The sequence below is a fragment of the Gloeothece verrucosa PCC 7822 genome (assembly GCF_000147335.1).
Classification (GTDB): Bacteria; Cyanobacteriota; Cyanobacteriia; order Cyanobacteriales; family Microcystaceae; genus Gloeothece; species Gloeothece verrucosa.
Window position 1 is genome coordinate 4,944,890 of record NC_014501.1, and the last position, 21,243, is coordinate 4,966,132.

Annotated in this window: 29 protein-coding genes; 17 read left to right on the forward strand and 12 right to left on the reverse strand. The window is 41.7% G+C overall.

From position 1 onward, the window contains the following. Positions 1-67 precede the first annotated feature (67 nt). Together CYAN7822_RS22065 and CYAN7822_RS22070 are read left to right on the forward strand one after the other, a co-directional pair. Positions 68-562 (forward strand): orange carotenoid protein N-terminal domain-containing protein, encoded by a 495-nt coding sequence (locus tag CYAN7822_RS22065; RefSeq protein WP_013324473.1) that lies wholly within the window; start codon positions 68-70, stop codon positions 560-562. A 221-nt stretch (positions 563-783) separates the two neighbouring features. Continuing rightward, complete coding sequence (locus tag CYAN7822_RS22070) at positions 784-1,197, forward strand: nuclear transport factor 2 family protein (protein ID WP_013324474.1); 414 nt, start codon at positions 784-786, stop codon at positions 1,195-1,197. Positions 1,198-1,206: 9 nt separating this feature from the next. Here the strand turns inward: CYAN7822_RS22070 and CYAN7822_RS22075 are convergent, their stop codons facing one another. The 10 genes from CYAN7822_RS22075 to CYAN7822_RS22115 form a co-directional block, all read right to left on the reverse strand. Then, positions 1,207-1,650 carry a hypothetical protein gene (locus CYAN7822_RS22075; RefSeq protein ID WP_013324475.1) on the reverse strand — a complete coding sequence of 148 codons (444 nt, stop codon included), beginning with the start codon at positions 1,648-1,650 and terminating at the stop codon, positions 1,207-1,209. 212 nt (positions 1,651-1,862) lie between these two features. Continuing rightward, complete coding sequence (locus CYAN7822_RS22080) at positions 1,863-2,261, reverse strand: hypothetical protein (protein ID WP_041933926.1); 399 nt, start codon at positions 2,259-2,261, stop codon at positions 1,863-1,865. 141 nt (positions 2,262-2,402) lie between these two features. Next, positions 2,403-3,728: an IS110 family transposase gene (locus tag CYAN7822_RS22085; protein WP_013324477.1), complete on the reverse strand. Its 1,326-nt coding sequence runs from the start codon at positions 3,726-3,728 to the stop codon at positions 2,403-2,405. Between the two features lie 327 nt (positions 3,729-4,055). Then, positions 4,056-4,292 carry a hypothetical protein gene (locus CYAN7822_RS22090; RefSeq protein ID WP_013324478.1) on the reverse strand — a complete coding sequence of 79 codons (237 nt, stop codon included), beginning with the start codon at positions 4,290-4,292 and terminating at the stop codon, positions 4,056-4,058. 61 nt (positions 4,293-4,353) lie between these two features. Further along, complete coding sequence (locus CYAN7822_RS22095) at positions 4,354-4,680, reverse strand: hypothetical protein (protein WP_013322668.1); 327 nt, start codon at positions 4,678-4,680, stop codon at positions 4,354-4,356. 19 nt (positions 4,681-4,699) lie between these two features. After that, entirely contained in the window at positions 4,700-5,005 is a 306-nt protein-coding gene (locus tag CYAN7822_RS22100) for a hypothetical protein (RefSeq protein WP_013324479.1), read from the reverse strand. Further along, complete coding sequence (locus CYAN7822_RS22105; protein WP_013324480.1) at positions 4,995-5,174, reverse strand: hypothetical protein; 180 nt, start codon at positions 5,172-5,174, stop codon at positions 4,995-4,997. The genes CYAN7822_RS22100 and CYAN7822_RS22105 overlap by 11 nt, the downstream gene beginning before the upstream one ends. A gap of 2 nt (positions 5,175-5,176) precedes the next feature. Continuing rightward, positions 5,177-5,452, reverse strand: coding sequence for a hypothetical protein (locus CYAN7822_RS22110; protein ID WP_013322671.1), 276 nt, complete (start codon positions 5,450-5,452; stop codon positions 5,177-5,179). After that, positions 5,449-5,622 carry a hypothetical protein gene (locus CYAN7822_RS37860; RefSeq protein WP_013322672.1) on the reverse strand — a complete coding sequence of 58 codons (174 nt, stop codon included), beginning with the start codon at positions 5,620-5,622 and terminating at the stop codon, positions 5,449-5,451. Before CYAN7822_RS37860 ends, CYAN7822_RS22110 begins: the two co-directional genes overlap by 4 nt. Before the next feature lie 7 nt (positions 5,623-5,629). Continuing rightward, positions 5,630-5,899: a hypothetical protein gene (locus tag CYAN7822_RS22115; protein ID WP_013322673.1), complete on the reverse strand. Its 270-nt coding sequence runs from the start codon at positions 5,897-5,899 to the stop codon at positions 5,630-5,632. A gap of 413 nt (positions 5,900-6,312) precedes the next feature. On the opposite strand from CYAN7822_RS22115, the gene CYAN7822_RS22125 reads away from it, so the two are divergent. The 5 genes from CYAN7822_RS22125 to CYAN7822_RS22145 all read left to right on the forward strand — a co-directional run bounded on the left by CYAN7822_RS22125 (position 6,313) and on the right by CYAN7822_RS22145 (position 9,336). Then, positions 6,313-6,618 carry a helix-turn-helix domain-containing protein gene (locus CYAN7822_RS22125; protein WP_245602583.1) on the forward strand — a complete coding sequence of 102 codons (306 nt, stop codon included), beginning with the start codon at positions 6,313-6,315 and terminating at the stop codon, positions 6,616-6,618. A gap of 62 nt (positions 6,619-6,680) precedes the next feature. Beyond that, positions 6,681-7,151 (forward strand): coiled-coil domain-containing protein, encoded by a 471-nt coding sequence (locus CYAN7822_RS22130; protein WP_013322675.1) that lies wholly within the window; start codon positions 6,681-6,683, stop codon positions 7,149-7,151. Between the two features lie 2 nt (positions 7,152-7,153). After that, positions 7,154-7,345: a hypothetical protein gene (locus CYAN7822_RS22135; protein WP_013322676.1), complete on the forward strand. Its 192-nt coding sequence runs from the start codon at positions 7,154-7,156 to the stop codon at positions 7,343-7,345. Further along, the gene (locus CYAN7822_RS22140; protein WP_157871810.1) at positions 7,326-7,589 is read left to right on the forward strand and encodes a hypothetical protein; all 264 of its coding nucleotides are present in this window, start codon (positions 7,326-7,328) and stop codon (positions 7,587-7,589) included. Before CYAN7822_RS22135 ends, CYAN7822_RS22140 begins: the two co-directional genes overlap by 20 nt. Positions 7,590-7,647: 58 nt before the next feature. Beyond that, entirely contained in the window at positions 7,648-9,336 is a 1,689-nt protein-coding gene (locus CYAN7822_RS22145; RefSeq protein ID WP_013324481.1) for a hypothetical protein, read from the forward strand. On the opposite strand, the gene CYAN7822_RS22150 is transcribed toward CYAN7822_RS22145, so the two are convergent. Then, entirely contained in the window at positions 9,333-9,896 is a 564-nt protein-coding gene (locus tag CYAN7822_RS22150) for a tyrosine-type recombinase/integrase (RefSeq protein ID WP_013322679.1), read from the reverse strand. The two genes, CYAN7822_RS22145 and CYAN7822_RS22150, sit on opposite strands and share 4 nt — an antisense overlap. A 224-nt stretch (positions 9,897-10,120) precedes the next feature. Between CYAN7822_RS22150 and CYAN7822_RS22155 the strand changes: the two genes are divergently transcribed. From CYAN7822_RS22155 to CYAN7822_RS22200, 10 genes are all read left to right on the forward strand, one after another. Beyond that, positions 10,121-10,747: a hypothetical protein gene (locus CYAN7822_RS22155; RefSeq protein WP_013322680.1), complete on the forward strand. Its 627-nt coding sequence runs from the start codon at positions 10,121-10,123 to the stop codon at positions 10,745-10,747. An 11-nt stretch (positions 10,748-10,758) separates the two neighbouring features. Further along, on the forward strand, positions 10,759-12,723 hold the full coding sequence (locus CYAN7822_RS22160) for a hypothetical protein (RefSeq protein WP_013324482.1): 1,965 nt from the start codon (positions 10,759-10,761) through the stop codon (positions 12,721-12,723). Then, on the forward strand, positions 12,713-13,516 hold the full coding sequence (locus CYAN7822_RS22165) for a hypothetical protein (protein ID WP_013322683.1): 804 nt from the start codon (positions 12,713-12,715) through the stop codon (positions 13,514-13,516). Before CYAN7822_RS22160 ends, CYAN7822_RS22165 begins: the two co-directional genes overlap by 11 nt. 140 nt (positions 13,517-13,656) lie before the next feature. After that, positions 13,657-14,028: a hypothetical protein gene (locus tag CYAN7822_RS22170; protein WP_013322684.1), complete on the forward strand. Its 372-nt coding sequence runs from the start codon at positions 13,657-13,659 to the stop codon at positions 14,026-14,028. 52 nt (positions 14,029-14,080) lie between these two features. Beyond that, positions 14,081-14,455, forward strand: a complete 375-nt coding sequence (locus CYAN7822_RS22175) for a hypothetical protein (RefSeq protein ID WP_013322685.1) — start codon at positions 14,081-14,083, stop codon at positions 14,453-14,455. Then, positions 14,452-14,775 (forward strand): hypothetical protein, encoded by a 324-nt coding sequence (locus tag CYAN7822_RS22180; protein ID WP_013322686.1) that lies wholly within the window; start codon positions 14,452-14,454, stop codon positions 14,773-14,775. Before CYAN7822_RS22175 ends, CYAN7822_RS22180 begins: the two co-directional genes overlap by 4 nt. Then, positions 14,772-15,050: a hypothetical protein gene (locus CYAN7822_RS22185; RefSeq protein ID WP_013322687.1), complete on the forward strand. Its 279-nt coding sequence runs from the start codon at positions 14,772-14,774 to the stop codon at positions 15,048-15,050. The genes CYAN7822_RS22180 and CYAN7822_RS22185 overlap by 4 nt, the downstream gene beginning before the upstream one ends. A 178-nt stretch (positions 15,051-15,228) precedes the next feature. Next, positions 15,229-16,020, forward strand: coding sequence for a hypothetical protein (locus CYAN7822_RS34780; protein ID WP_013322689.1), 792 nt, complete (start codon positions 15,229-15,231; stop codon positions 16,018-16,020). Between the two features lie 232 nt (positions 16,021-16,252). Further along, positions 16,253-17,695 (forward strand): cysteine--tRNA ligase, encoded by a 1,443-nt coding sequence (gene cysS, locus CYAN7822_RS22195; RefSeq protein ID WP_013324484.1) that lies wholly within the window; start codon positions 16,253-16,255, stop codon positions 17,693-17,695. Positions 17,696-17,929: 234 nt separating this feature from the next. Further along, complete coding sequence (locus CYAN7822_RS22200) at positions 17,930-20,095, forward strand: argonaute PAZ domain-containing protein (RefSeq protein ID WP_013324485.1); 2,166 nt, start codon at positions 17,930-17,932, stop codon at positions 20,093-20,095. A gap of 64 nt (positions 20,096-20,159) precedes the next feature. Here the strand turns inward: CYAN7822_RS22200 and CYAN7822_RS39565 are convergent, their stop codons facing one another. After that, positions 20,160-21,074 (reverse strand): all3515 family Zur-repressed PEP-CTERM protein, encoded by a 915-nt coding sequence (locus CYAN7822_RS39565; protein ID WP_013324486.1) that lies wholly within the window; start codon positions 21,072-21,074, stop codon positions 20,160-20,162. Positions 21,075-21,243: the final 169 nt, after the last annotated feature.

Below are 21,243 nucleotides of genomic sequence, written 5' to 3' on the forward strand. Positions count from 1 at the left end.
TAAACAATTAAAAAAACCCTCCAACAGAGTCCTATTAGTTTATTGTAAACAACCTCCTGAATTGACTATGGCTTATTCAGCAACCACTGCCTCTATCTTCAATTTACAAACTGCTGACGTTCCTTCTGTCACAGCACAGTATCAACGTCTCAGCACAGATGACAAGCTTGCTTTACTTTGGTTTGCCTATACTGAAATGGGGCGCACCATTACGCCTGCCGCACCTGGAGCGGCTCGCCTGCAATTTGCTGAAGGACTGCTCAATGAGATCAAGCAAATGTCCGGCGATGAGCAATTAAAAGTCATGCGCGACCTCATTAACAAAGTTAATACTCCTCTTACCCGTGCTTACGGTATTCTCACCAATAATACTAAACTGGCTTTTTGGTATCAACTTGCCGAATTCATGACAGAAGGTAGCGTTATTCCCGTTCCTTCTAACTACAAACTCAGCAAAGAAGCTAACACCGTACTCGTTGCCCTTCAAAAATTAGAGTTTAATCAACAAATTACCGTTCTTCGTAATGCGGCTGTGGATATGGGAGTCGATCCACTAGCTTAAGCCCTATTTCTCGCTGTACTTCCTAAGTTCTCCTAAAACTAAGGGCAGGACCGTTCCTGCTCTTGCCTTTTAACTAATAACTAATGACTAATGACTCTTGACTAATAACTAAAGGGCGAATTTGTTTCTATTGGCTGATGAGGCGAGGCACGAAACAAGCATAAGCTTTGAGTATTGTTGAAAAATATCCCACTCTAATTAATTAGGAATCAAGCAGAATCATGACTGAGTTAACTCAAGCTTTACCTCAAACAATCAGCATTGAAGGTATTACCAACCCTGTCATCTTAGCTTATTTTGAAAATCTCAATCGGGAAGATTATCAAGCCGCCGCCAGCTTATTTGCACCGGAGGGGGCTTTACATCCACCTTTTGAAGAACCTATAGTAGGAGCAGAAGCCATCACCGCTTATTTACAAGCAGAAGCTAAAGGCATGAAACTCGCTCCGCGTCAAGGCATTATGGAGACATTAGAAGATGATTCCCAACAGTATCAAATTAGCGGTAAAGTAAAAACCCCTTTATTTAGCGTCAATGTTGGTTGGAAATTTATTTTAACTCCTCTTCAAGAGATTATTTTTGTTGAGGTTAAGCTATTAGCTTCTCCCCAAGAATTATTGAACTTGCGGCGTTAATTTTAAATCTTATTGAACGTAAGCATAAGCGGGTTGTTCAAAAGCACGAGCCAGCAATTTACGTCCTAATTCAATATCAGATGGGGAAGGGAGCCAATTAGGATGACTGGTGAGTAAAAGACTTTCTAAGCTTTCTTTATCAAACAGATGCCATGTTAAAGCGCCCTTAACTCTCCCTTCGATGGCGTAACAGTTTTGATTGATACAGTAAAGCGTGCAGCTACCCGAAACCCGTGTAATTTTCATGGTTTCGTTAGGTTGGAGCGAGCGAAACTGCTGCATTGCCGCTTTTAATTCCTCAATTGAAGATACAATCAGTCCTGGGATAACGACTTCCACTAGAGGATCGCCGTTAACAGATAGCCAATACTGACGCGAAGGATCAATTCCAACTAACCAGCAATCTTCATCATCGAGACGGTAACGGGGGGAAAGGATAAAGGGTTCTGTCATTGGCTCAACTTTACTCAGGCTTAACTTTTAGATGGTTAAATGTCAATGAAAATGTTTAACTGTTTCAAATTGTAATGATCCATACCGGTAAAGCAAGGAAACTTTACAAAAGTTAAGATTATTTGAGAGATAAGTAAAACTTACTTTACATCTTGTTGTACCTAGTCATTAGTTTTAGTTAGAGCGTCTTTTTCCTATCCTTTCCCATTTACCTAGACCCTGCTCCCTGTTTTCTGAACGGTGAGAAACTGACGTAAACTGAGCAAACTGACGGTTTGACCTAAATTGAGGGGTAATAGAGAAATTCCTTCTAGGCGAGATTGAATCCAACCGTCACCCCAGTACCATTCGTGATAACCGTCTATTCCCTGACTTAAAAGCATTCGTAAACAATTATCGTTAAGAACTTCCACATAATGTTGAATGGGAACAAATCCAACGAAGCTATTTAAAGTTAAGCCCTGTGATAAAGTTTCTGGGACTTCAAGAGAAAAATTTTGTGGCCACAACCACTGACGTAATTTACTGGTATGAACTAGACTGTCGCGGATAAGTGCCTCACTCGCTTGTACTTCAAGACGTAGATGGCTCTGTTGAAACTTCCCTAGCATATTAACTGAAAATTTAAACATCATCTCCTAGTGTAGCCGTTCCCCTATTTCTGTTTCGGAGTGATGGCAGTCGAACAAAAGGTTAAGACACCCTCAAAGATCAAAACGCGCCTGAGAGCAAGTATTTGCTGGTCTTTTATTCTAACTAATTTCTTTTAACAACTCCTGGAACAAGAGACGGGTAACATAAAACAGTAATCGAGTTTGAATGTCATTCCCCCTGACCCCAGCGCGGTAAATCTTTAGAGTCTTCTTTGCGATCATGTTCCCTAATTCTCCTTTAATGTTGGGATGCTCAATAGTAAATTCGTCAATCTCGTCATTAGTCAATTTAGGATCGTCGATCAGGTCTTGGTAATTTGTTTTAAAACCCTTAAGAGCTACGCTCGTTACCCACATAAAGAGCTTTGCTCTACACATGGATGAGCCATGAAACTTTTTCTTATTTTTATCGCCTGATTGCTCATAGCTGTAACTCATCCCCAAGTAGGCTTGAAACTGTCTTATACTATGGTTTACCTTCCTTCTTTTCCATTTCCCATCCTTTTCATGCTCTATCCACTCAATCCACTGTTTACCATCGATTAGAAATTTCTTGAATGGGTAGCACTGAATTAACAACAATATGCAATTGTCAAAGCCGAAACTAAAAAGCTTGAAAACTTTTAGGTAATCTTGAAACTCTTGATTATTATTCAATTGCTCTTTCAGTTCACTTAAGTTGTGTGTGATGATTGACTCTAAATCGGTGATGTGTTTCGCCTTGAGGCGACTTAGTCTTGAAATGGGAATACCCAGCCTCTTAGCACTACTCTCCTCATATCTTCTGTTAGCCCAAGTATAGGAGTAATCCCCAGCCAGCCAACCCCAGAAAGGGGAAAAGCCTTTTTTTTCGGAAATTTCTATCCGTTGGTCTGAAGCTTCGGGAAATTCTAGTGATAGTCGCTGGCGGTTCCCGTTGACGTTAGCCGTGCGGAGTTTTTCACATTGAAGGATATCAAGGTATAGACGACGGATGGTCAATATTTCCGAAGTGTAGAAAGTCAACCACTTCTTTCGGTCAAACTCATCGATCCAGGTCGGGTCAAAATACACGGACGCTAAGGTCAGTGCATCATGTTCATCGCTTTTATTGGTAAACCCATAATGTCCCCTTGACTTACTTAGATCGGCATGACCCACCCAGTAAACCGGGATGTGATAATAGTTTGCCCAAGCCACCCAAATGCTTGAGTACCACATTCCCGTCGGCTCTAGTACAATCCCGTCAATTGTTAGCTGCTCTAAATAATTAAAATCCTTAAATCCTTTCTCAATAAGCTTTTGAGATAGATGGGATACGGGTTTAAGCCGCATAAAGTCTTTGCGGTGCTGGTTAAAGTATCGTTTAATATTAATAGGGAATTGGTCTAAAATTATGCCCACAGCAAAATTTCGACCAACATCTAAACCTAAAATGTTGACCATAATTACCTTAACTTTTTGAGGGAGATAACCACAAGCTAAAACCCTTCTCGGCAATGCTTACAAATCTCCCGGAAGCCCTCACAACGGACATCTCACGGTGAGCCGTGCGACGGCTCACTCGTGTCCTCCTCAAGGGGGCTTAATTTATTCTGGAAGCTTTTAGAAGGGGTGCTGCTCCTAGATTAAAAAGGCTTAGGCTTATAAAAGACCAAAGGCGATAAGAGCCTACTTTGTTATCGAAGCCACTAGCCTATCTAAGAGCGGGAATGGTAGCTAATCACTCCCCTATGCTCACCGATATTTCTATCAGTAAGCATCGGGGAATGATTAACAGTATTTAGCTTGTGCCTCCTTTAGCGCTTTGATAATTTCTTTGGCTTGTTCGCCTCGATAAGCCTTAAATTTCCCGGTGATAAAAGTCACGATAAGCATTTCATCTTCTTTTTCTGGGTTGTATTCAACTGTTAACACATTAGCTAAGTTGATCCAAGTCGAAGGAGAACCCGAAACTTGAGGGAGATAAACGGGGTACATTGCTATTTTGGTTTGTACGATAGTGGTCATGGTAGAATTAAATAAATTGAATATATACCGAATAAACACCTTTAGGGGTGTTTTTGTTTTTTTATTGATCACAAATTTCTAGGGGAACTAAAAAATGGTCACCATACAGCCTCTTAAACCGTTTTATCTGATGCACCCAATTGGGTTCTATTTTTAAGTTCCTTACCCCGTCTGCTATCTGCATCATGGTCATGTCATATTTCATGATCGAAGGGATAACTTGACATAATTCATAAATAAACAATATTGTGTCAAGGTTAGCGGCTCTAACCGAGAAATTAATTTCCGATGCGGAACTAATGGTCACGTCAAAATAAACCATATTATCTTGATTTATATTGACACATTCTTTTATTGAAACTAACTCGCATACCGTTGCTGTACTCATGACTATTTGTCCTTGTTAATTATCCGAGATTTAAACTTGGTCTTTGAGGATGATACATCTTGGGGAAATCCTTAAATAATTCCTGATAAACTTCTTCTAGTTCAGGCGCGACATGAAGGAGTCTTTGAGCGATGTTCTGGGCGACTATTAAATGTCCATGTTTAGTATCAAGCGGCACTTCTTCAAAAGCGCATAAGCATAACATGGAACTAACACACAAATGTAAGTATTCAATAGGGACAATGGCAAAAGACGCTTCATGTTCCTCCATAATCTCTTTGGTAATCTCTACAAGATATTGGGCTTTATTTGCTTCATTGTTCATAAGTTTCTTCTAACCATTTTTGAAAATCAATCAACTGCTGATGAGTGAGCATGGATAAATAGGGGAGTGAGTAGCGTTGGTTTAGGATCACTGATACATTTTTAATCCCCTTGGCTCGGGCTAATTGGGCACATTCCCCGATTAAGTTTAAGAGGTCTTTTTGTCCCATTATTACGAACTCCATCCTTGAGATTCTAAGTTTTTCCAACCGCCATTAAGCCAGCAAAAAAAGTCTCTAGCTTCATCAGAAGGAAAATCAATTAAACTTTCATCACCAAAAGGGAAATACTCACTAATTGAAGCCCCTAGACAAAATAACTGAAGTCTTTGTAATGAGGTGATTTCATGGGGGGCAAATACCCCACACCCCTCGGAATATTCCCGCCAAAATTCAAAGCGGATTAAGAGCCAATGACCCAACGGTTTTCCTCGGTATTCAAAATTCATTGTTTACACTCCAAGAAACTTGTCATAGATACGATAGCTTGTTCTAGAGCCGCATCAATATCATCAAGATGAAGGGTTTCTAATTTAGATGAAGCGACAATCGTCAAGATTCTCTTCTTCATTTCGGTTAATAGTTCAATGTCTTTTTTGATTTGTTCTGTGTGGTTCATAGTGTAATTACTCCTCAATAACAACTACACCTTTTTTGAGCAACTCCTCTATGAGATATCGGTGATAAGAAAAGACAAAAACCAGTTCCCCTATGGTGAGTTCGCCGCCGTGATGTCGCAGCATCTCAACTATTGGTCGTTCTTCTCGCTCTAAATTATTAACGGATTGGGCTATTAAAGTAACTTTTTGTTGGTATTTTAGGGAGGCTTGATGCGCCTCTTGCCCAATTTCTTGAAAAAGAATTTGAGTTTTAGTCAAACGAGTTTCTGTTTTCATGATTCCTCCTCATCAAAATCATCCTCATCAAAGTAATAATCATCATCGTCATATTTTTTACCTGGGTCGAGCGAGACATAATCCTCGTGACCACAGTTTTGACAGTATCCATATCCTTCGAATGAGTTGCTTTTAGACAACACAAAGTTATTTGAGTGACAATTTGGACATTGCATTTTTAATCTTTAGTGAGTAGTGAAGCCTGGGTAATCCCAGGCATGAAATTATCCTGATCAACAATTATTTGAGTTGTAGTCTCTAAGAATGGTTGTCTAGGGAGAGCAACTATTAAGTGCCCGCTAAGGATGGTGTTATAGAGCCAAACACCTAAGCATTACGATTACAACAGCCTTAACCCCTGCTATGAGTGCCTACCCGCCTCCCTAGGGGTAAGGATGTTGTTTTTATTCATAGTGACAATTGTAACGCATAGCGTGACGATTGTCACTCTTTTAGGTATGATCGAAAAAAAAGATACTTCGGAGATAACTTTGCGCTTACTTCTCAAACGAGCAGACATTAAACAAGTCAAACTAGCAGAACTAACAGGACTATCTAGAGATGCTATCCGCGCCTATGTTGCGGGTCGTCGAATGCCAAGTCTTGACAATGCTGCTTTGCTCGCTCGTGAGTTAGGCGTGAGTTTTAAAGTTTTAGCTCAGGCTTTTGGGATTGATGTGAATAATATCCCAGATGATGAAGGCTCATCGTCTGACTAAAAATTCAACCACTGCATTTTCTCTCAAGTGCAGTGGTCAACTCAACTACATCTATCTTTATTATGAATGCAAATGACCTACAACAAGAACTAGAACGGCTCAGGCGAGACAACGAGCGCCTAGGCGAAGAAGTTGCCCATCTAAGAAAAAGACTTCGCAACGCTAAAGACCCAAGCCCCATTGAGCGAGTTTCTTTTAAACGATTGCTTGAACTAGCTCGTCAGGCTTGCTTGGGACTAAAGCGATCTGGGGGGAAAGTCTTGGTGACCCTGGGCAACCTACAAAGGAAATTTAAAAATTTACGGGAGGCTTGGGAATTCTTAAACCAGGAGGAATGGCTGCTTGAGGAGTTATTCCCCCCCACCCCCAAGCCCAAGAAATTTTGCCGATTTTGCCATGAGCCTATCACCTGGGCCAACGGTGCGGCGGGCTGGCTACCGTTTGGACTTGATGGAATTCGGCACCGGTGTAAGGGTAGAGTCCCGTCACTCGCCCCCAATCCCGCTATAGTTATACCTTTTTTTGGAGACTAACAATGGAGATTCGGATCACAGGAACACAACTAGAGGTAGAAGTCATGATGGCGATTTTTGCTGTTTTGGCTGCTCCTCAAAAAGGGCTGATCAGCTATACCACTAACGGGAAATTCTACCCCCGTCGCCTAGAGCCTGGAAGATTTTCCGTTTATCTCGACAACGTAAACGTTCATGAGCCGACGGGTAGGTAAAAAAATGCAGATTAAAACCATTTCATACAAGCGAATAGTCAATCTAGGGAACTATAACTCTGAACACCTAGAGATGTACGGCGAACTCGAACCGGGCGAGGACCCAATAGCTGAGGCTAAAAATCTTAAAGAGATAGTGTCAAGCGCATTAGAGCTTATCAAACCCCCGCCTCAGTCACCGGCAACAAAAGAAGTTCAACCCGTAACCCGACAGCCGAGTGATCAAAACGACCCACCATTTTAAGTAAACAGTGGGCACCCTTAACGTGCCCATCTTAGTAGTTTAGTATCAACCAATTATTATGCAGCAACTAGACTTAGGATTAGCATTACCCCCCTCCCCTGTAGGGAACGAATCATTCCCTACAGAACACCCCTCCTACTGCCCCGATTGGGAGATGGAGCAAGAAGCATTTTTTAAAGGCGATCGGGTACTCTACCAAGGGAAGCCCGCGACGGTCAGCCGAGTTTGGAGCCGCTCGGTGAGAATCATTACCGATGGAGACTACAAAATGCAGACTGTCCCCATTAGGGAATTGACCCCACTAGCGAAAACGGTAGAGATTTCTGTAGGGAATAGCGGCGCGGCAGAACCATTCCCTACACAAAACTCTGTAGGGAATCAAGATGCGGCTGACCAATTCCCTACACAAAACTCTGTAGGGCAACAAGAAGCTGACGAGCCTTCCCCTACGGTCATAGAAAATGACTGGCTCAAGCTCATCGAAGAAGGTGACCGCGTCGCGTATAAAGGTCAAGAGGCAACTGTTTTTAGGGTTTTAAGAAATTCGCTGAAGCTGTTGTCATTAACTGAGGCAAAAACGATCACCGCTCCCATTGGAGAGGTTGAACTTATCCAAAAAAACTCTGTAGGGAATGATGACGCGGCTGACCAATTCCCTACACAAAATCCTGTAGGGAATCAAAGCGCGGCTGAACCATTCCCTACAGAAAAAGAGGAACCGAAGAAATTAGCCCTAGAAATAGGGCACAAATACTATCTCAAGACCGACGGGCGAGCAGTTTTCTTGATGAAGCCCTGGAAGAAACGCGCACGGGTTTGTACAAGAGACTTTGAAGAGTTCAATGTCGACATAGATGACCTAACTGATAAAAGCATCCAGCTTGAATTGCCTATTGGGGAAAAAGAAGCTGTGCCGCCCGATGGCCACCACCTACCTGATGGATGGACAATCAGCGAGAAGGAGTGCCCCGTTAGGGCACCGGACGAGATTAAACGACAAATGCTCCAGGGGAAAAAACAAACCCTACAGAAACGAATACTCAACTACAATCAGCAAATCAAAGGCAAGCTGCCGCCCTACCCCTCAGAGGCTACTAAGAAAAAAATTGATGCCAATATCAAGCAATGTCGAGACCTGATAAAGGAAATTGACCAAAAACTAGCCGCCTACATCGAGGTAGCTGTAGGGAATGATGAGCCGCTAACCCCATTCCCTACACAAAACTCTGTAGGGAACGACGAGCCGCTAACCCCATTCCCTACACAAAACTCTGTAGGGAATGATGAGCCGCTAACCCCATTCCCTACACAAAACTCTGTAGGGAACGACGAGCCGCTAACCCCATTCCCTACACAAAACTCTGTAGGGAATGACGCAGCTAACCAATCCCCTAAAGCTACTATTGATGAGCTTTACGAATCCCTCGAGGGATTGCCCCTGGACTATCTAAAGAAGCTGAGTCAAGCCGTAGTTGTGCGCCTTTCTGAGATGGAAGATGATAGCGTTCTTGGTGATGATGAAGTGGATGATGAGCCGCCGTCGGAAATACCACAGCTTTACATTGAGGCTAAAAAACTCCCTTACAGGAACAAAGAAGGTATTAAAACTTTTCGAGGACCTTACTACTACCTGATCACCAAAGAGGGCAAGAGGAAGACATCAAAGTATCTATCGGCAAAACGAGAAGGGATTCCCGAGCAGTACCAGGCATTGCCCATTTACTGTGAGGAGAAATTGCCATTCTAGCTATAGGCCCCCTCGAGGGCCAGTTTGCATCTGTGAGGATTGGAATCCGCATAGCGGATGACGTTTTGGATCGATGAGTGCCCGGTGATGGCTTGAACGGTTCTCAGGTCAACCCCGTTACTAATCAGATTAGTGATTAATGACCGCCTGCCCGAATGAGTTTTAACCGCCTTGTGGGATAATCCTGCACTGGTTGCACATTTCATCAAATAATCCCTAACCGCCTCATAAGACAGGTGACCGCTACTGGTTCGGTCACTGGGAAAAAGATAACCATCTGTTGGGGGCTTGTAGGCCGCGAGGTAAGAGTGAAGAGCGTTAGTAACAGGGACGCTATGATTTTTATCCTTTCCTTTGCGGGTTTCTTTTCGGTAAAGGATATAGTCAAAAGGCTTTCCATTATTATCATAGACATCTGAAACTTTTAAATTTAAAACCTCATTGACCCTTGCTCCCGTAAAACGAAGCAAAGCCCAGATGAATTTGTGTAAATCGCTCTGGCAATGTTTTTCTAACTTTGCCCAATCTGAATTACTTAAACTAGCCGCTTGTCCTGTCATAGTTTCCAGCTTTTAAAATAACTACAGAATTTATTTGCTATTAATATAAATTCTGTAGTGGTCAACATTGGTTGATAACTCCTATGACTCAAGAATAGCTCAGGGGGTGGGTTTGACTCATCCGAATAACGACAGAAAATATCTATTTTCTGTCGTTGCGACTGTTAATTTTTTAAGAGATTCTAGATATATAGAGATTTATTTAGCAAAGGGAATAAGTGCTTATGGCTGTCTATGATCAATTTCCTAGCTCGTGTAATACAGTTGCCCGCTCTACTGATTTTGCTTGCCGCTATTATCACAGAATGTACAAGCACGTAAAGATAGACACGGCTGATGATAAGGGGATAAATTTATTGTTCCCACTCGTACAAATGGATGGAGACTCGAATGATGCCTATGGGAATGTTTGGGATAAGTTCGTTATCATGATTCCCAAGACTTCGGACTCGGTCTCTGGAGGAAATAAACCTTGGACATACGTAACTAACCCAGATAGCACAGTATCTTCTACAATTAGCGGCGAAACCTGGCTAGTTTCGTCCTCACCCCAAAGCACTTTCGCTATTCCAAATACTGTTGATACTCCCGCTAAAGCCTGTGATTTTTGGTGTCGGCTTTATCGTCAGATGTTCAGCTATAGAAAAATCTGCCTCCTCGATACCGCAGGGGAACGCCCTTTTTCGATAGCAACGCAAAACAGTGAAGCGCAGGACAACAATGGGAAAAACTACGACCTCTTTTATATTTATATCCCCAAAGATGTAAGCGTTCTTGCTGGAGGCGCGAACCAATGGACATACGCCACCAGTCCGGCCACCGTCGATGTTCCCCCTGGATACTTTAACTAGGAATAAAATTTATGTTTATTGGATTTGTGGGGTTTCCCCCAATCATTGCCCCACCGCCCAGTGCGATAGGGCATATTCCAGGCGCTCCTAACGGAACCGTTCAACCGCCGAATAAACCCCCGCCTGGAGGATATAAGCCATCAGGGGGGGGAGGAGCCTGGCGAGCAGGAGCAAACGCAGCCGCCGTTGCTGCCGGCAGTTATTTGGGCTGGCAGGCTTCTAAATGGCTACTGAAGAAATTCTTCAATCAGTCCTCGGAGATCACCCCCGAGGCTCAAGAGCGAGCCGCGATCGCTAAAGCGAGGGCTGCCCAGAATCAGGGGGGGATTCAGGACGGGCCCCGCGAAATTTCGCCCCCTGAATATCCTTTTAGGGGAGGGCAATCAGCCGGAGTTGCCTATAATATTGAATTTTTGCGGAATGACAACGGCGCAACGACTGGCTCTCCCTATATACCTGGCTCAACCTGGGTCTATGGTCCCGTCAAGCTAATTGCCCAGCCTGCCGGTGGGGTTGACCCAACATACGGCAGACTATATTTGGGTTACATCAACAACCGAGATATTATTTATTTTTACGAAAAGGTTGGATTGGGGGGAGCAATACAGATAACTAAAGTCACCCGCGCCGACGGGTTGCCTGATACTGGAGGAGATCCCGAACCGACAAACCCACCCTCAAAATATTCCCCTAATCAACTTTTTTTTCCACCACCGGAGGGGGCAACTCCATCTGTACCAGAAAATCCACCTTCTCAAAATAAATCTCCTAACCCAACAATCAACCCTAGCAATTTTCAAAACCCAACTATTACCCCAATCCCTACCATTACCCCTACCCCAACAATAAACCCGAGCAAAAAACCAGCAAAAAAGCCGACCGAAGACCCAGAGCGAAAGCCGACCAAAAACCCTGATCTTCCCCCAATCATCCCCAACCCCCAGCCAAGAATCCCCACTATTAGACCAAGTAACGCGGTGGCTGCCCCACCGGCCCCGGAATCTCCCACTGCACCGGGGCGAACAACAACCCGCAACCCTAACCCGAATCCCAACCCCAAACCCAATCCAGACCCAACCCCTGAACCCCCTATTCCTGATGCCCAATGCGACATCATGAACCAATGCTCAGCGCCTATTAAAAAGGGGATTGAAGATAACAGCAAAAAACTTGATGGACTAGCCGCCGGTTTATCAGGATTAGGAGATTTAGGAATAGCCGATGTGTTGGCTCAAATAGAGGCTTTAAAAAGCTTGATTACAGGGAAATTTACTAAATTATTTCAACACCGAATAGTCGATAGAGCCTTAGCCACATTTAATTTTATTCTAGCTCTCCATAACGCCGCCCAATTATCAGCCAATTTATCTCAAAGTCTTGGACAAACTCTTGATACTGTTATATCCATCTTTTTTAAGGATGTTGACGGGAACCCCTTCCCCGTCTCGCAAATTATTGGACAGACTTTTACAAGTTGGATTAAGGCATTAATCGGCGAACACAATTACCAAACCTGTGCCACTGGCTTTATCAAAGCTAACAGGATATTAACAGCTACTACAAATTTATTTGATTCCGTAAAAGCAATGCAGAGCGCAGTTCAAGACGGATTAGAAACTATTGGGGGATGGGTTGGAAAACTCAATAATGATTTAGTTCGGGAAGGTATCCTATCAGAAGGCGTGGGCTACCATGACGAATCCCCCCATTTTAGGAATCATCTAGGACGCGCTCAAGAGGTTTTAGAAAGTTTAACAGAGGCAACGGAATCAATAAATCAATTAGCCTCTGCCGTTGTCGAAACTCAAGAGTCAGTTACCCAAATTAAGCAAAATTGGGAAACCCTCAAAACTGAAATTTCAACCAATGAAAATACCAAAAAAACCGAGGAGGAACAAAAGACAACTGAATCTAGTACAAAGGCAGATATTACACCCGTGGATTTAGTAGAAGGAAGACAAAACAATGGCAGTTAGTAAAGAGTGGGATTTTTTAAAAAGTTTCTTACACAAAACCTATAATCACGAGGTAAACAAATTTTTTAATGATATTCCCGACGAGGTTCTAGAAGAGATTGACGAGCCTCGAAAAGCGGCAAAAAGAGCCTGTCTGATTCTGCCCAAAGAAACAATGATTAGGGCTTTACATAAACGAATGAATTTTTATTATATTTGCCAAAGAGTTCAAGATAGACCCGACTACGTGGGCGGCAAACCCAAGCAAGAGATGGACGATTCTTACCCTTATGCCCCTCACGTTTATTTATTTTTTAAGCAAGATAAAGACGCATCACCAGAAGGATTTGAACCCTTAGAAATTGAATGTAGTTTTGTTTTAACAGATGAGACTTCAGAAACTATAACTGAAGCAAATCTTAAAACATTAGCAAATAAAATCAAAGCTGAATTTGCTACTAACGATGGGTATCTGTGGAAAAAAGGTTCGTATTTATACACTTATAAAGACCTTAAAAAAGGACTAAATTTACAGATATATTCCATTAGTGAAGCGGAAGCGAAAGAAGTAATACACAAATTATGCTCAATTGTAGGTGCGACATACGACGATGAAAAGCTAACAGAGCATAACCCCAAAAAATCAACCGTAAACAATCCCCCAACACGCCATATACTAGGCGAATCAAGAAAAGGACGACGCTACAGACCTACTGGAAACTGCCGATTTAGAAACGCGAAAATTAGCATTAATGGCATCCCTCGTCTAATGACCCTAGTCGACTTGTCGGGACGCAAAAACAGCTTAGTCTAAGATCCTTGATTCATCTTGGTTGCAAATTTCTTTTAATCTGTGGCCGACTTGGGGAACCTATATAGGTTCCAGGCTGCCGGCGATAGTCCGAATCGGTGCCAAGATTAAGATAACAACTGTAAAACATCAACTGAGTACAAATGGCAACAGTTTCTCGAAAAATTCTTAAGCCTCATAGCTTTACCGAGGGAAATCAAACCTACCTAATTAGGTTGCCCGATATTTACGACGGCAATGGAAGCACAATAGGGGCGGCACTTGGGATTAAAAAACTTGCAGATAACTATGAACCTAAAGCTGGAGACATTTCCATATCTGTTTGCGAAGGACAAAAACAAGGAAAGCTTGTCAAAATGAGAATTTCTTATCTCCAAGGGACAAAGAAAAAAAATTCTATAATTACCTGCCCTGTTGACAAGGCGGCTACCGCAGTAACTCAAATTCTCAGCAAAAATTTTGAGGGCAATAACATCGTGGGGGCTGGCTTTCCGCGCCGCCGCCGCCGAGGATAAAAAGATTTAAATAAAGGATAAAAAGATTTAAATAAAGGAGAAATAGCAAAAAATGGCAAGAATTTTAGTCAAGCACAAAATCACCGTTAGCGACCCCGCCGACAATAGTAAAACGATGATTTTGGCATTTTATGCTCCCCCTGATGCTTACACAGGCATCGAAACAGAAACAGGAGTAAAAGCGCCCGCATCTGATAAGCCAGATGAATTCGGTGATTTCCCCGCTTGCAGCGTTGAGGAACTTCTCTCTACTGGTACGGCTGTTCGCAAAGTGGTGGATGTTCTTAAGGGGGGAAAAACTTACCGACATAAAATTATTGTGGCTGATGTCAAGGCGGCCGCGTTCGATAATGCCGTTAAAGCAAAAACTTATAGAGGCGGAACTATCAAAAAAGTTGTCAACCCCTTAGATGACATTTTCTCATGATAAGTGACGGTAACTGGCAATTGGTAGCCGAGGGGGTAAGTCCCCCGGGCTACTACGGATGGGAGCTTAATTTTTTAATAGAAAATGCGGCTGACTACGCGCTTATTTCCTTAAAAATACCTTCCCGTCCTGACTGGGTAAACATCGGTTGGTTTAGGCAGATAACTTTAGGAACATCCCCCTATGTTTTGACTCGTCGGAAACTCTATCAAGAAGGAAGATTGATTAGGTTAGAGCCGATTGATTTAAGCCAGTTTTCTTTTAAAGCTCTGTCCTATATTTCTGATTATCAGTTTAATATACAGGTCAGGTATCTATGAATCGGATTGAATATTTAGACCTTTTAAGAAATTCTTCAGTTAAATTGGCAATTCCTATAATTGCCCTCCAGTATGCCTTGGAGCTTACTGTTGACAAAGCCATGAGCGAGCAAAATCCTTATTTAAGAGGGTTTTACCTTGCGAATGCTCAAACACTTTTACATTCTATGGTTGCTCAAGTTCCTGAAATAGAAACCTATTTTAAAGAACAGCAAAACCCTTTAGTAACCGCTTTGCTAGAAGTTAATTTGCAACCTTATGAGGTAGTGAAGTGATGATTATTATCTCAGTTGATGAGCGATGGACAACTGTCCGAAAATTCACTAAGGAAGAAATCTCTAAAATTTTGCAAAGCTTACCCAAAGACTTTGACTCCTCTATCATTTTTCGATTATTTCAAGTTGTGAATTCTTAAGTAGTAAGCCCCCTAATGGGGGGCTGGTATTCTCTTCTATGAATAAGTATAAAACGTTTTTGTTGACGCTTGTCTTTTTAGCTGGCGTATTTTCTAGTGTTTTTTTTTGGCCAAGAGATGTGATGGCCGAGAGCCGATCCTTAACAGCTATCGTTCAAACGAAAGCTTATAAGCCCGACGGCTCAAAGGTTTTAAATTTGTCCAGGGGCAAAACTTACGGGGTTAGCTTGGTCGCCAACGCGCAGGACTATTGGGATGTTCAACTTGCTGGCGACGCGGGTCGATGGAAATTTAAAAAAGCTGATGTGGATTTTCACATGGGGGATTACCCTCTGAACTTGAGTGATTTCAAGGGAGGAGATAGGGTGTCAACGATTAAAGCGATCGTAAGCGAATGTCATCGGTGGGGACTGCTTAAATCTCAATGTGCTTACGTATTGGCGACGGCTGAACATGAATCAAACTTTCAGCCAGTGCGTGAGGCTTGGTGGATGGGTGAAGCTTGGCGGCGGCAGAATCTTAGATACTGGCCTTGGTATGGGCGTGGCTATGGTCAGATGACTTGGGACTTTAACTATCGGAAGTATGAGCGCCTCACCGGAATCAAATTGACCCAAAAGCCAGACCTTGCGCTTCAACCAAACTTAGCTTTATATATTCTCGTTCACGGGATGAAGACTGGAAGCTTTACAGGATATTCCCTGGAAAATTGGATTAACTCCAAACAGACTAATTTTTATAAAGCACGGATGATAGTTAATGGCTTGGACTGCGCTGGTCAAATAGCGGGCAGGGCATCTTATTGGTACCGGCAGCTAACCGTTTATTGAATTTGTAGGGAATAGGTTTTGCCGCTCAAGCGTTCCCTACACAAAATTACCCCTCAACCATTGAGGGGTTTCTCTGTAGATTTTAGTGCTTTAATGCAAATGTCCGTACTACTGAATTAGTTGGGGATTTGTTATACCAATTTAGGCTCAAGCATCTCAAAAAGGTCAAAAAGTTTATATGATAGGGACTAATAGCTAACAGCTACAATAATCAGATCTCATCCCAATAGCCATGACCTTAACGATTTATAATACCCTCACTCGGCGTAAAGAACCTTTTCAGCCCATAGAACCTGGTAAGGTGCGGATGTATTGCTGTGGGATTACGGTTTATGATTATTGCCATTTAGGTCATGCACGTACTTGTGTAGTCTGGGATGTGGTACGCCGCTATTTACAATGGCGAGGTTATCAAGTTAAATATATTCAAAATTTTACCGATATTGATGATAAAATCCTCAATCGAGCTAAAAAAGAAGGAACTTCAATGGAAGAGGTTTCTGAGCGCTTCATAAAAGCCTATTTTGAGGATATGGACCGTCTTCACATCGAAAAAGCCGATGCCTATCCAAGGGCTACCCATACCCTAGATGGAATTAAGCGGCTCGTGTATGAGTTAGAACAAAAAGGCTATGCTTATGCGGCTGATGGAGATGTGTATTACTCGGTGCGCCGTTTTGCTGACTACGGAAAGCTCTCAGGACGTAAACTAGAAGATTTACAAGCCGGTGCGAGTGGACGGGTAGAACTCGAGGACCCAGAAACTCAGAAAAAGAAAGACCCCTTTGATTTTGCCCTCTGGAAAGCGGCTAAAGCCGGTGAACCCTCTTGGGAGTCTCCTTGGGGTGAGGGTCGTCCTGGCTGGCACATCGAATGTTCTGCTATGGTACGAGAAAGACTCGGAGAAACCATTGATATCCATGTGGGGGGTAGTGATTTGATTTTCCCTCACCATGAAAATGAAATTGCTCAATCAGAAGCCGCTACCGGTCAACCTCTGGCCCGCTATTGGATGCACAATGGAATGGTGAAAGTCGGGGGAGACAAAATGTCTAAGTCTTTGGGGAATTTTACCACCATTCGAGACTTATTAGACAAAGTTGAACCAATGGTAGTGCGGCTATTTATTCTACAAACACATTACCGTAATCCAGTGGATTTTACCGAGAAAGCTATTGATGCGGCAAGCAATGGATGGCAGACGCTACAAGAAGGCTTATTATTTGGTCATCACTACGGGGAAAAATTGGCATGGGATGACTTGCCTGGTGCTACTGTCCCCGAATTAGTACAAAAGTATCGAGAAATTGTCGATGATGATTTTAACTTTGCGGGTGGGTTAGCAGTTTTGTTTGAACTGGCCAAAGAACTCCGCAAAGAGGGTAATATTTTGGTGCATCAAGGGAAAACTGACACCTCACCCGAGAAGTTAAAAGCCCAATGGCAGACTTTAGTAGAATTATCTCAAGTGTTGGGGTTAGAAGCGATAGCCGCACAACCCGAACAAGAGACTACCGGGTTAAGCGATGCAGATATCGAAGCCTTGATCGAACAACGCGCCCAAGCCAGAAAAGCTAAAAATTTTGCTGAAGGTGATCGCATTCGAGATGAATTGAAAGCCAACGGTATTACTTTAATTGATGCTGGCGGCGGTGTAACTAAATGGCACCGATAACTCAAATAGTTTTTATCTACCTTTCCCCCAAACCCCCTTTCCTATAAGGCGAGGGAGCTTTTGAACAAGTAAAGTTTTTAAATATAATTGGATTCAAAGTTATTGACAAAATATTGAAGATTTTGGGATGATACTATTTACCCAATAAGGCGATTGCAGCAAAATAAGTCTAATTTTCTGTCAATGCGTAACTCCTATGGGTTTTCGTGACCAGGATTTTTTTATTATTAACTTATGAACCTAAATTCTAATGCTGAAGTTTTTCTCAATTCATTTCCACTTAAACGTTTAAGCGAACAAGATAGAACAGTACAAGTTTATAAATATAATTTTAAGCAATCACCAGAAGCCGGAAAAGAATATTCAGCTATTAGTAGTATTTGTTGGAAAGTTAATACTCCTGCTACCAGATTTCAGGAAACTATAATTACCAAAGAGAAAATAGCACCTGAGTTTTTAAATAACGATAACTGGAGTTTACAAGATCAGGGAGCGCAGGTTTTAGACACTTCAAATAAATCTGAGAATGAAGCCCTTAAAAGGCTAGAAAAACGCTGGTTAGAACAAAAAATAAAAAAATCATTTAAGAGCAGTAAGATTGAGAGAGATACGCAAAGCTGCTTAATTTGGTGGAATGCTGAAAAAGTTATTTTGTCAAATCTAGGATGGGAAGTTCATACAGGTGTTTGTTTAGATATTTTAATTAATTCAGGGGCCCTTTTTATCGAGATAGATGATCATCATATATTTTATTCTCTTTGGAAATTAAACAAATGGTTAAATTCTGGTTATAAAAATCTCCCGATTGAGTATGTTCGTAATACTTATGACGATCAAACTTGGAAATATGCTAGAGTCAGCGATGAAAAACCAGAAACAGTTATGATTCCAGGTTTGGGAATGAGTTTAGCAGATTATCATCGAAATCATAAAAAATATCCAGCTACACAAGAGGAAATTAAAAACTCTCATGTTGTTTATGTAAAAAATAATAATGGACAAGAAATAGCTCATTTATCGAGTCGCCTTCGTCCTAGTATAACGATGGAAATATTAAGCAATTTAGTTAAATTTGGAGATAAAGAAGCAGCTAAAGTATTTAATCAAGTTCGTAAATCTGCACAAGCTCGCTTTAGTAAAGCTGAAGAAGTGATTCAAAAAATAGCTGAAAAAATCTATTCTCTCCCAACTAGATCTTATAAACCTCAAAAAACCAACGGAGTATTGCTCAGAAATAAAACTCCTTTACTTCTGACTAAAAAAAGTAATATTAGAAAACCTGAAGCTAGTCTTAAGCAAGGTTGCTTACGAACAGGAGAACAAAAGTTTGGTTGTTTAAGCTTAATCGATAGTAATATTTGGCCGAACTTAATTAAAAATAAACTCCAACTTGCCGCTAAAAGTAGCGATGTAGAAATTATTTTAGAAGAACCCAAAATAAAAAAAGATTTACCCGATAGTTCCCTAAGTCGGAGACAATTTTGGCAAAATTGGGCAGATGAAGGAACTAACACAGTTTTAGTCGTGAGCAATTGGCTAGGAAATAATGAAAAAACACAACTTCGTCGAGAAGCTTTAGAAGCTAACATTGCTCTCCAGTTTATGCAACCGATGTTTAAGCAAGAGGACTATCGAGCAGTTAATATTGTTTTGGGACTCTTACTTAAAGCTAAATGGCAACCTGTAGGACTAGAACCGTTACAGCATGAGCAAGCCGCAGAATTAGTCATTGGTTTTGATGCAGGAACTAACCGAAGTCTTTATTATGGTACAAGTGCCTTTGCTGTTCTGGCTAATGGTCAAAGTTTAGGATGGGAACTTCCTGAAGCACAACCCGGAGAGCGCTTAAGTGGACAGGCAGTTTTACGAGCAACTCTTAATATTGTCGATCGCTTTCAGAAATTGGAAAAACGACCTCCTAAGCGGCTTTTACTTTTAAGAGATGGTTTTGTGCAAAGAGATGAGTTTGACAGCACAATTGCAGAATTAAAACAAGAAAACATTTCAGTCGACTTATTAGGCGTTAGAAAAAGTGGTGCTGGAAGAATGGCACTTAGTTACTCACCCTCACCAACTGAATTACCTCAGTTAAAAGATGCACCACCAGGAATGGCTATTTTTTCTCAAGATGGGAAAACTTTTAAGATTGTCACTTCTGAAGCTAAAGCAGGTGGAAGCGCTCGTCCTTTACAAATTTTTAGAGATACAGGAGACGCACCCCTAGAAGTATTAGCTCAACAAATTGATCGTTTAACTATGTTAAATCCGGCTAGTGGCTATTTTTACAGTCGGCTACCAATGGTGTTGCATTTTGCTGACAAGATGGCTAAAGAAGTTCAACGCTTAGGCCAAATAGCTTTTCTACAAAAAGTTGAACGAGAAAAAATATTTTTTGCTTAGAAGGTAAGACCGATATCCAATTCTCATAGAGACGTGGGCTGTAACGTCTCTAATCTTAGGGAAATTACTTTTTCTTTGGCTTTTTAGAAAGTTCTCGTTTAAACAAACTGCCAAATAAAGAAGCAGTCGTGACTCCTAAAATAGTCATCGGTTCAGGAACGGGTTGAAAATTGAAGGTAAAGCGTCCCGACTCACCCCAAGGGATATGAGTTGGATATTGACTAAGATCAGTCACATCTAACAATTGAAGTGTTGCTGAGTAAGTTTTTTTGGGGGCTGACTCTTGGACAAAAAACCTTGGTGTAAAACCCCAATTATCTCCCGTTCCCAGTACCTCTGTATCACTTGAAGTAAACAATTGATTACCTTGTGAATCTGCTACTCCTAAACCTGGCGTAAGGGAAATTAATTTCAAAGCGATCTTGGTTTGGGCCCCGAGTTCTTGATTCCAACGATTTTCGCCGCGAGGACTATGATATATGGAATTTACATAGGGATCGTCTAGCTCAGGTACAAGATGAGCCACTGGCTTCATTTTCAGATCAGAGTACATATTTGCCTCTGTTTTAAGGCTAATGAGTTTACCTTCAAAAACCCCTGTTCCTGGAAAAAGTGTTAATGTTGATTGACTATATGAAGCTTCAGGCAGTTGATTATTAATGCTATTTGATACGGTATAATTGCTGACCGTTCCCTGGTACCCATAAATACCAATAGCATGAAAACCACTGGTATTAACAGGTTGATGTAGATGGGGAAATAGCAAAGAAAGACGCTTATAATTGGGGTTTAAAAAGCCTTTGAATGGATCTGTCTCTCTATTTAAAATTTCTAAATTGTCTACCCCAATCATTAAGTGGTGATGATCGCCGTGAGATGTTTGGGCAAAAGCGGCTTGACCCGTAGCACAAACTGCTAAAATAGCTACTGAAGAACTTACAAATAAGCTCTGAGTTGGGTTAAATATTTTTATTGACATTACTTTGCTCTAAATACCAAACGATGCCCATTATGCTAAAAAATTTTTTTTGAGTCAAAAGACAAATTGTCAAACTAATCTTTTATAAAAAATTAAGAATACTTTCCGATTTTTTTGCTATTATAATAAACCCCAAAATGGCTACATTGCTTAAAATTTAATCATCGTA

Excerpts from the sequence above, each read along its gene's own strand:
- CYAN7822_RS22175 (WP_013322685.1), top strand. The coding sequence starts at position 14,081 with ATGGCAAGAATTTTAGTCAAGCACAAAATCACCGTTAGCGACCCCGCC.
- CYAN7822_RS22070 (WP_013324474.1), top strand. The coding sequence starts at position 784 with ATGACTGAGTTAACTCAAGCTTTACCTCAAACAATCAGCATTGAAGGT.
- CYAN7822_RS22110 (WP_013322671.1), bottom strand. The coding sequence starts at position 5,452 with ATGAATTTTGAATACCGAGGAAAACCGTTGGGTCATTGGCTCTTAATC.
- CYAN7822_RS22145 (WP_013324481.1), top strand. The coding sequence starts at position 7,648 with ATGCAGCAACTAGACTTAGGATTAGCATTACCCCCCTCCCCTGTAGGG.
- CYAN7822_RS22100 (WP_013324479.1), bottom strand. The coding sequence starts at position 5,005 with ATGAACAATGAAGCAAATAAAGCCCAATATCTTGTAGAGATTACCAAA.
- CYAN7822_RS22095 (WP_013322668.1), bottom strand. The coding sequence starts at position 4,680 with ATGAGTACAGCAACGGTATGCGAGTTAGTTTCAATAAAAGAATGTGTC.
- CYAN7822_RS22140 (WP_157871810.1), top strand. The coding sequence starts at position 7,326 with ATGAGCCGACGGGTAGGTAAAAAAATGCAGATTAAAACCATTTCATAC.
- CYAN7822_RS22130 (WP_013322675.1), top strand. The coding sequence starts at position 6,681 with ATGAATGCAAATGACCTACAACAAGAACTAGAACGGCTCAGGCGAGAC.
- CYAN7822_RS22115 (WP_013322673.1), bottom strand. The coding sequence starts at position 5,899 with ATGAAAACAGAAACTCGTTTGACTAAAACTCAAATTCTTTTTCAAGAA.
- CYAN7822_RS22180 (WP_013322686.1), top strand. The coding sequence starts at position 14,452 with ATGATAAGTGACGGTAACTGGCAATTGGTAGCCGAGGGGGTAAGTCCC.
- CYAN7822_RS22185 (WP_013322687.1), top strand. The coding sequence starts at position 14,772 with ATGAATCGGATTGAATATTTAGACCTTTTAAGAAATTCTTCAGTTAAA.
- CYAN7822_RS39565 (WP_013324486.1), bottom strand. The coding sequence starts at position 21,074 with ATGTCAATAAAAATATTTAACCCAACTCAGAGCTTATTTGTAAGTTCT.
- CYAN7822_RS22135 (WP_013322676.1), top strand. The coding sequence starts at position 7,154 with ATGGAGATTCGGATCACAGGAACACAACTAGAGGTAGAAGTCATGATG.
- CYAN7822_RS22090 (WP_013324478.1), bottom strand. The coding sequence starts at position 4,292 with ATGACCACTATCGTACAAACCAAAATAGCAATGTACCCCGTTTATCTC.
- CYAN7822_RS22170 (WP_013322684.1), top strand. The coding sequence starts at position 13,657 with ATGGCAACAGTTTCTCGAAAAATTCTTAAGCCTCATAGCTTTACCGAG.
- CYAN7822_RS22150 (WP_013322679.1), bottom strand. The coding sequence starts at position 9,896 with ATGACAGGACAAGCGGCTAGTTTAAGTAATTCAGATTGGGCAAAGTTA.
- CYAN7822_RS22155 (WP_013322680.1), top strand. The coding sequence starts at position 10,121 with ATGGCTGTCTATGATCAATTTCCTAGCTCGTGTAATACAGTTGCCCGC.
- CYAN7822_RS22200 (WP_013324485.1), top strand. The coding sequence starts at position 17,930 with ATGAACCTAAATTCTAATGCTGAAGTTTTTCTCAATTCATTTCCACTT.
- CYAN7822_RS34780 (WP_013322689.1), top strand. The coding sequence starts at position 15,229 with ATGAATAAGTATAAAACGTTTTTGTTGACGCTTGTCTTTTTAGCTGGC.
- CYAN7822_RS22085 (WP_013324477.1), bottom strand. The coding sequence starts at position 3,728 with ATGGTCAACATTTTAGGTTTAGATGTTGGTCGAAATTTTGCTGTGGGC.
- cysS (WP_013324484.1), top strand. The coding sequence starts at position 16,253 with ATGACCTTAACGATTTATAATACCCTCACTCGGCGTAAAGAACCTTTT.
- CYAN7822_RS22065 (WP_013324473.1), top strand. The coding sequence starts at position 68 with ATGGCTTATTCAGCAACCACTGCCTCTATCTTCAATTTACAAACTGCT.
- CYAN7822_RS37860 (WP_013322672.1), bottom strand. The coding sequence starts at position 5,622 with ATGAACCACACAGAACAAATCAAAAAAGACATTGAACTATTAACCGAA.
- CYAN7822_RS22105 (WP_013324480.1), bottom strand. The coding sequence starts at position 5,174 with ATGGGACAAAAAGACCTCTTAAACTTAATCGGGGAATGTGCCCAATTA.
- CYAN7822_RS22165 (WP_013322683.1), top strand. The coding sequence starts at position 12,713 with ATGGCAGTTAGTAAAGAGTGGGATTTTTTAAAAAGTTTCTTACACAAA.
- CYAN7822_RS22080 (WP_041933926.1), bottom strand. The coding sequence starts at position 2,261 with ATGCTAGGGAAGTTTCAACAGAGCCATCTACGTCTTGAAGTACAAGCG.
- CYAN7822_RS22160 (WP_013324482.1), top strand. The coding sequence starts at position 10,759 with ATGTTTATTGGATTTGTGGGGTTTCCCCCAATCATTGCCCCACCGCCC.
- CYAN7822_RS22075 (WP_013324475.1), bottom strand. The coding sequence starts at position 1,650 with ATGACAGAACCCTTTATCCTTTCCCCCCGTTACCGTCTCGATGATGAA.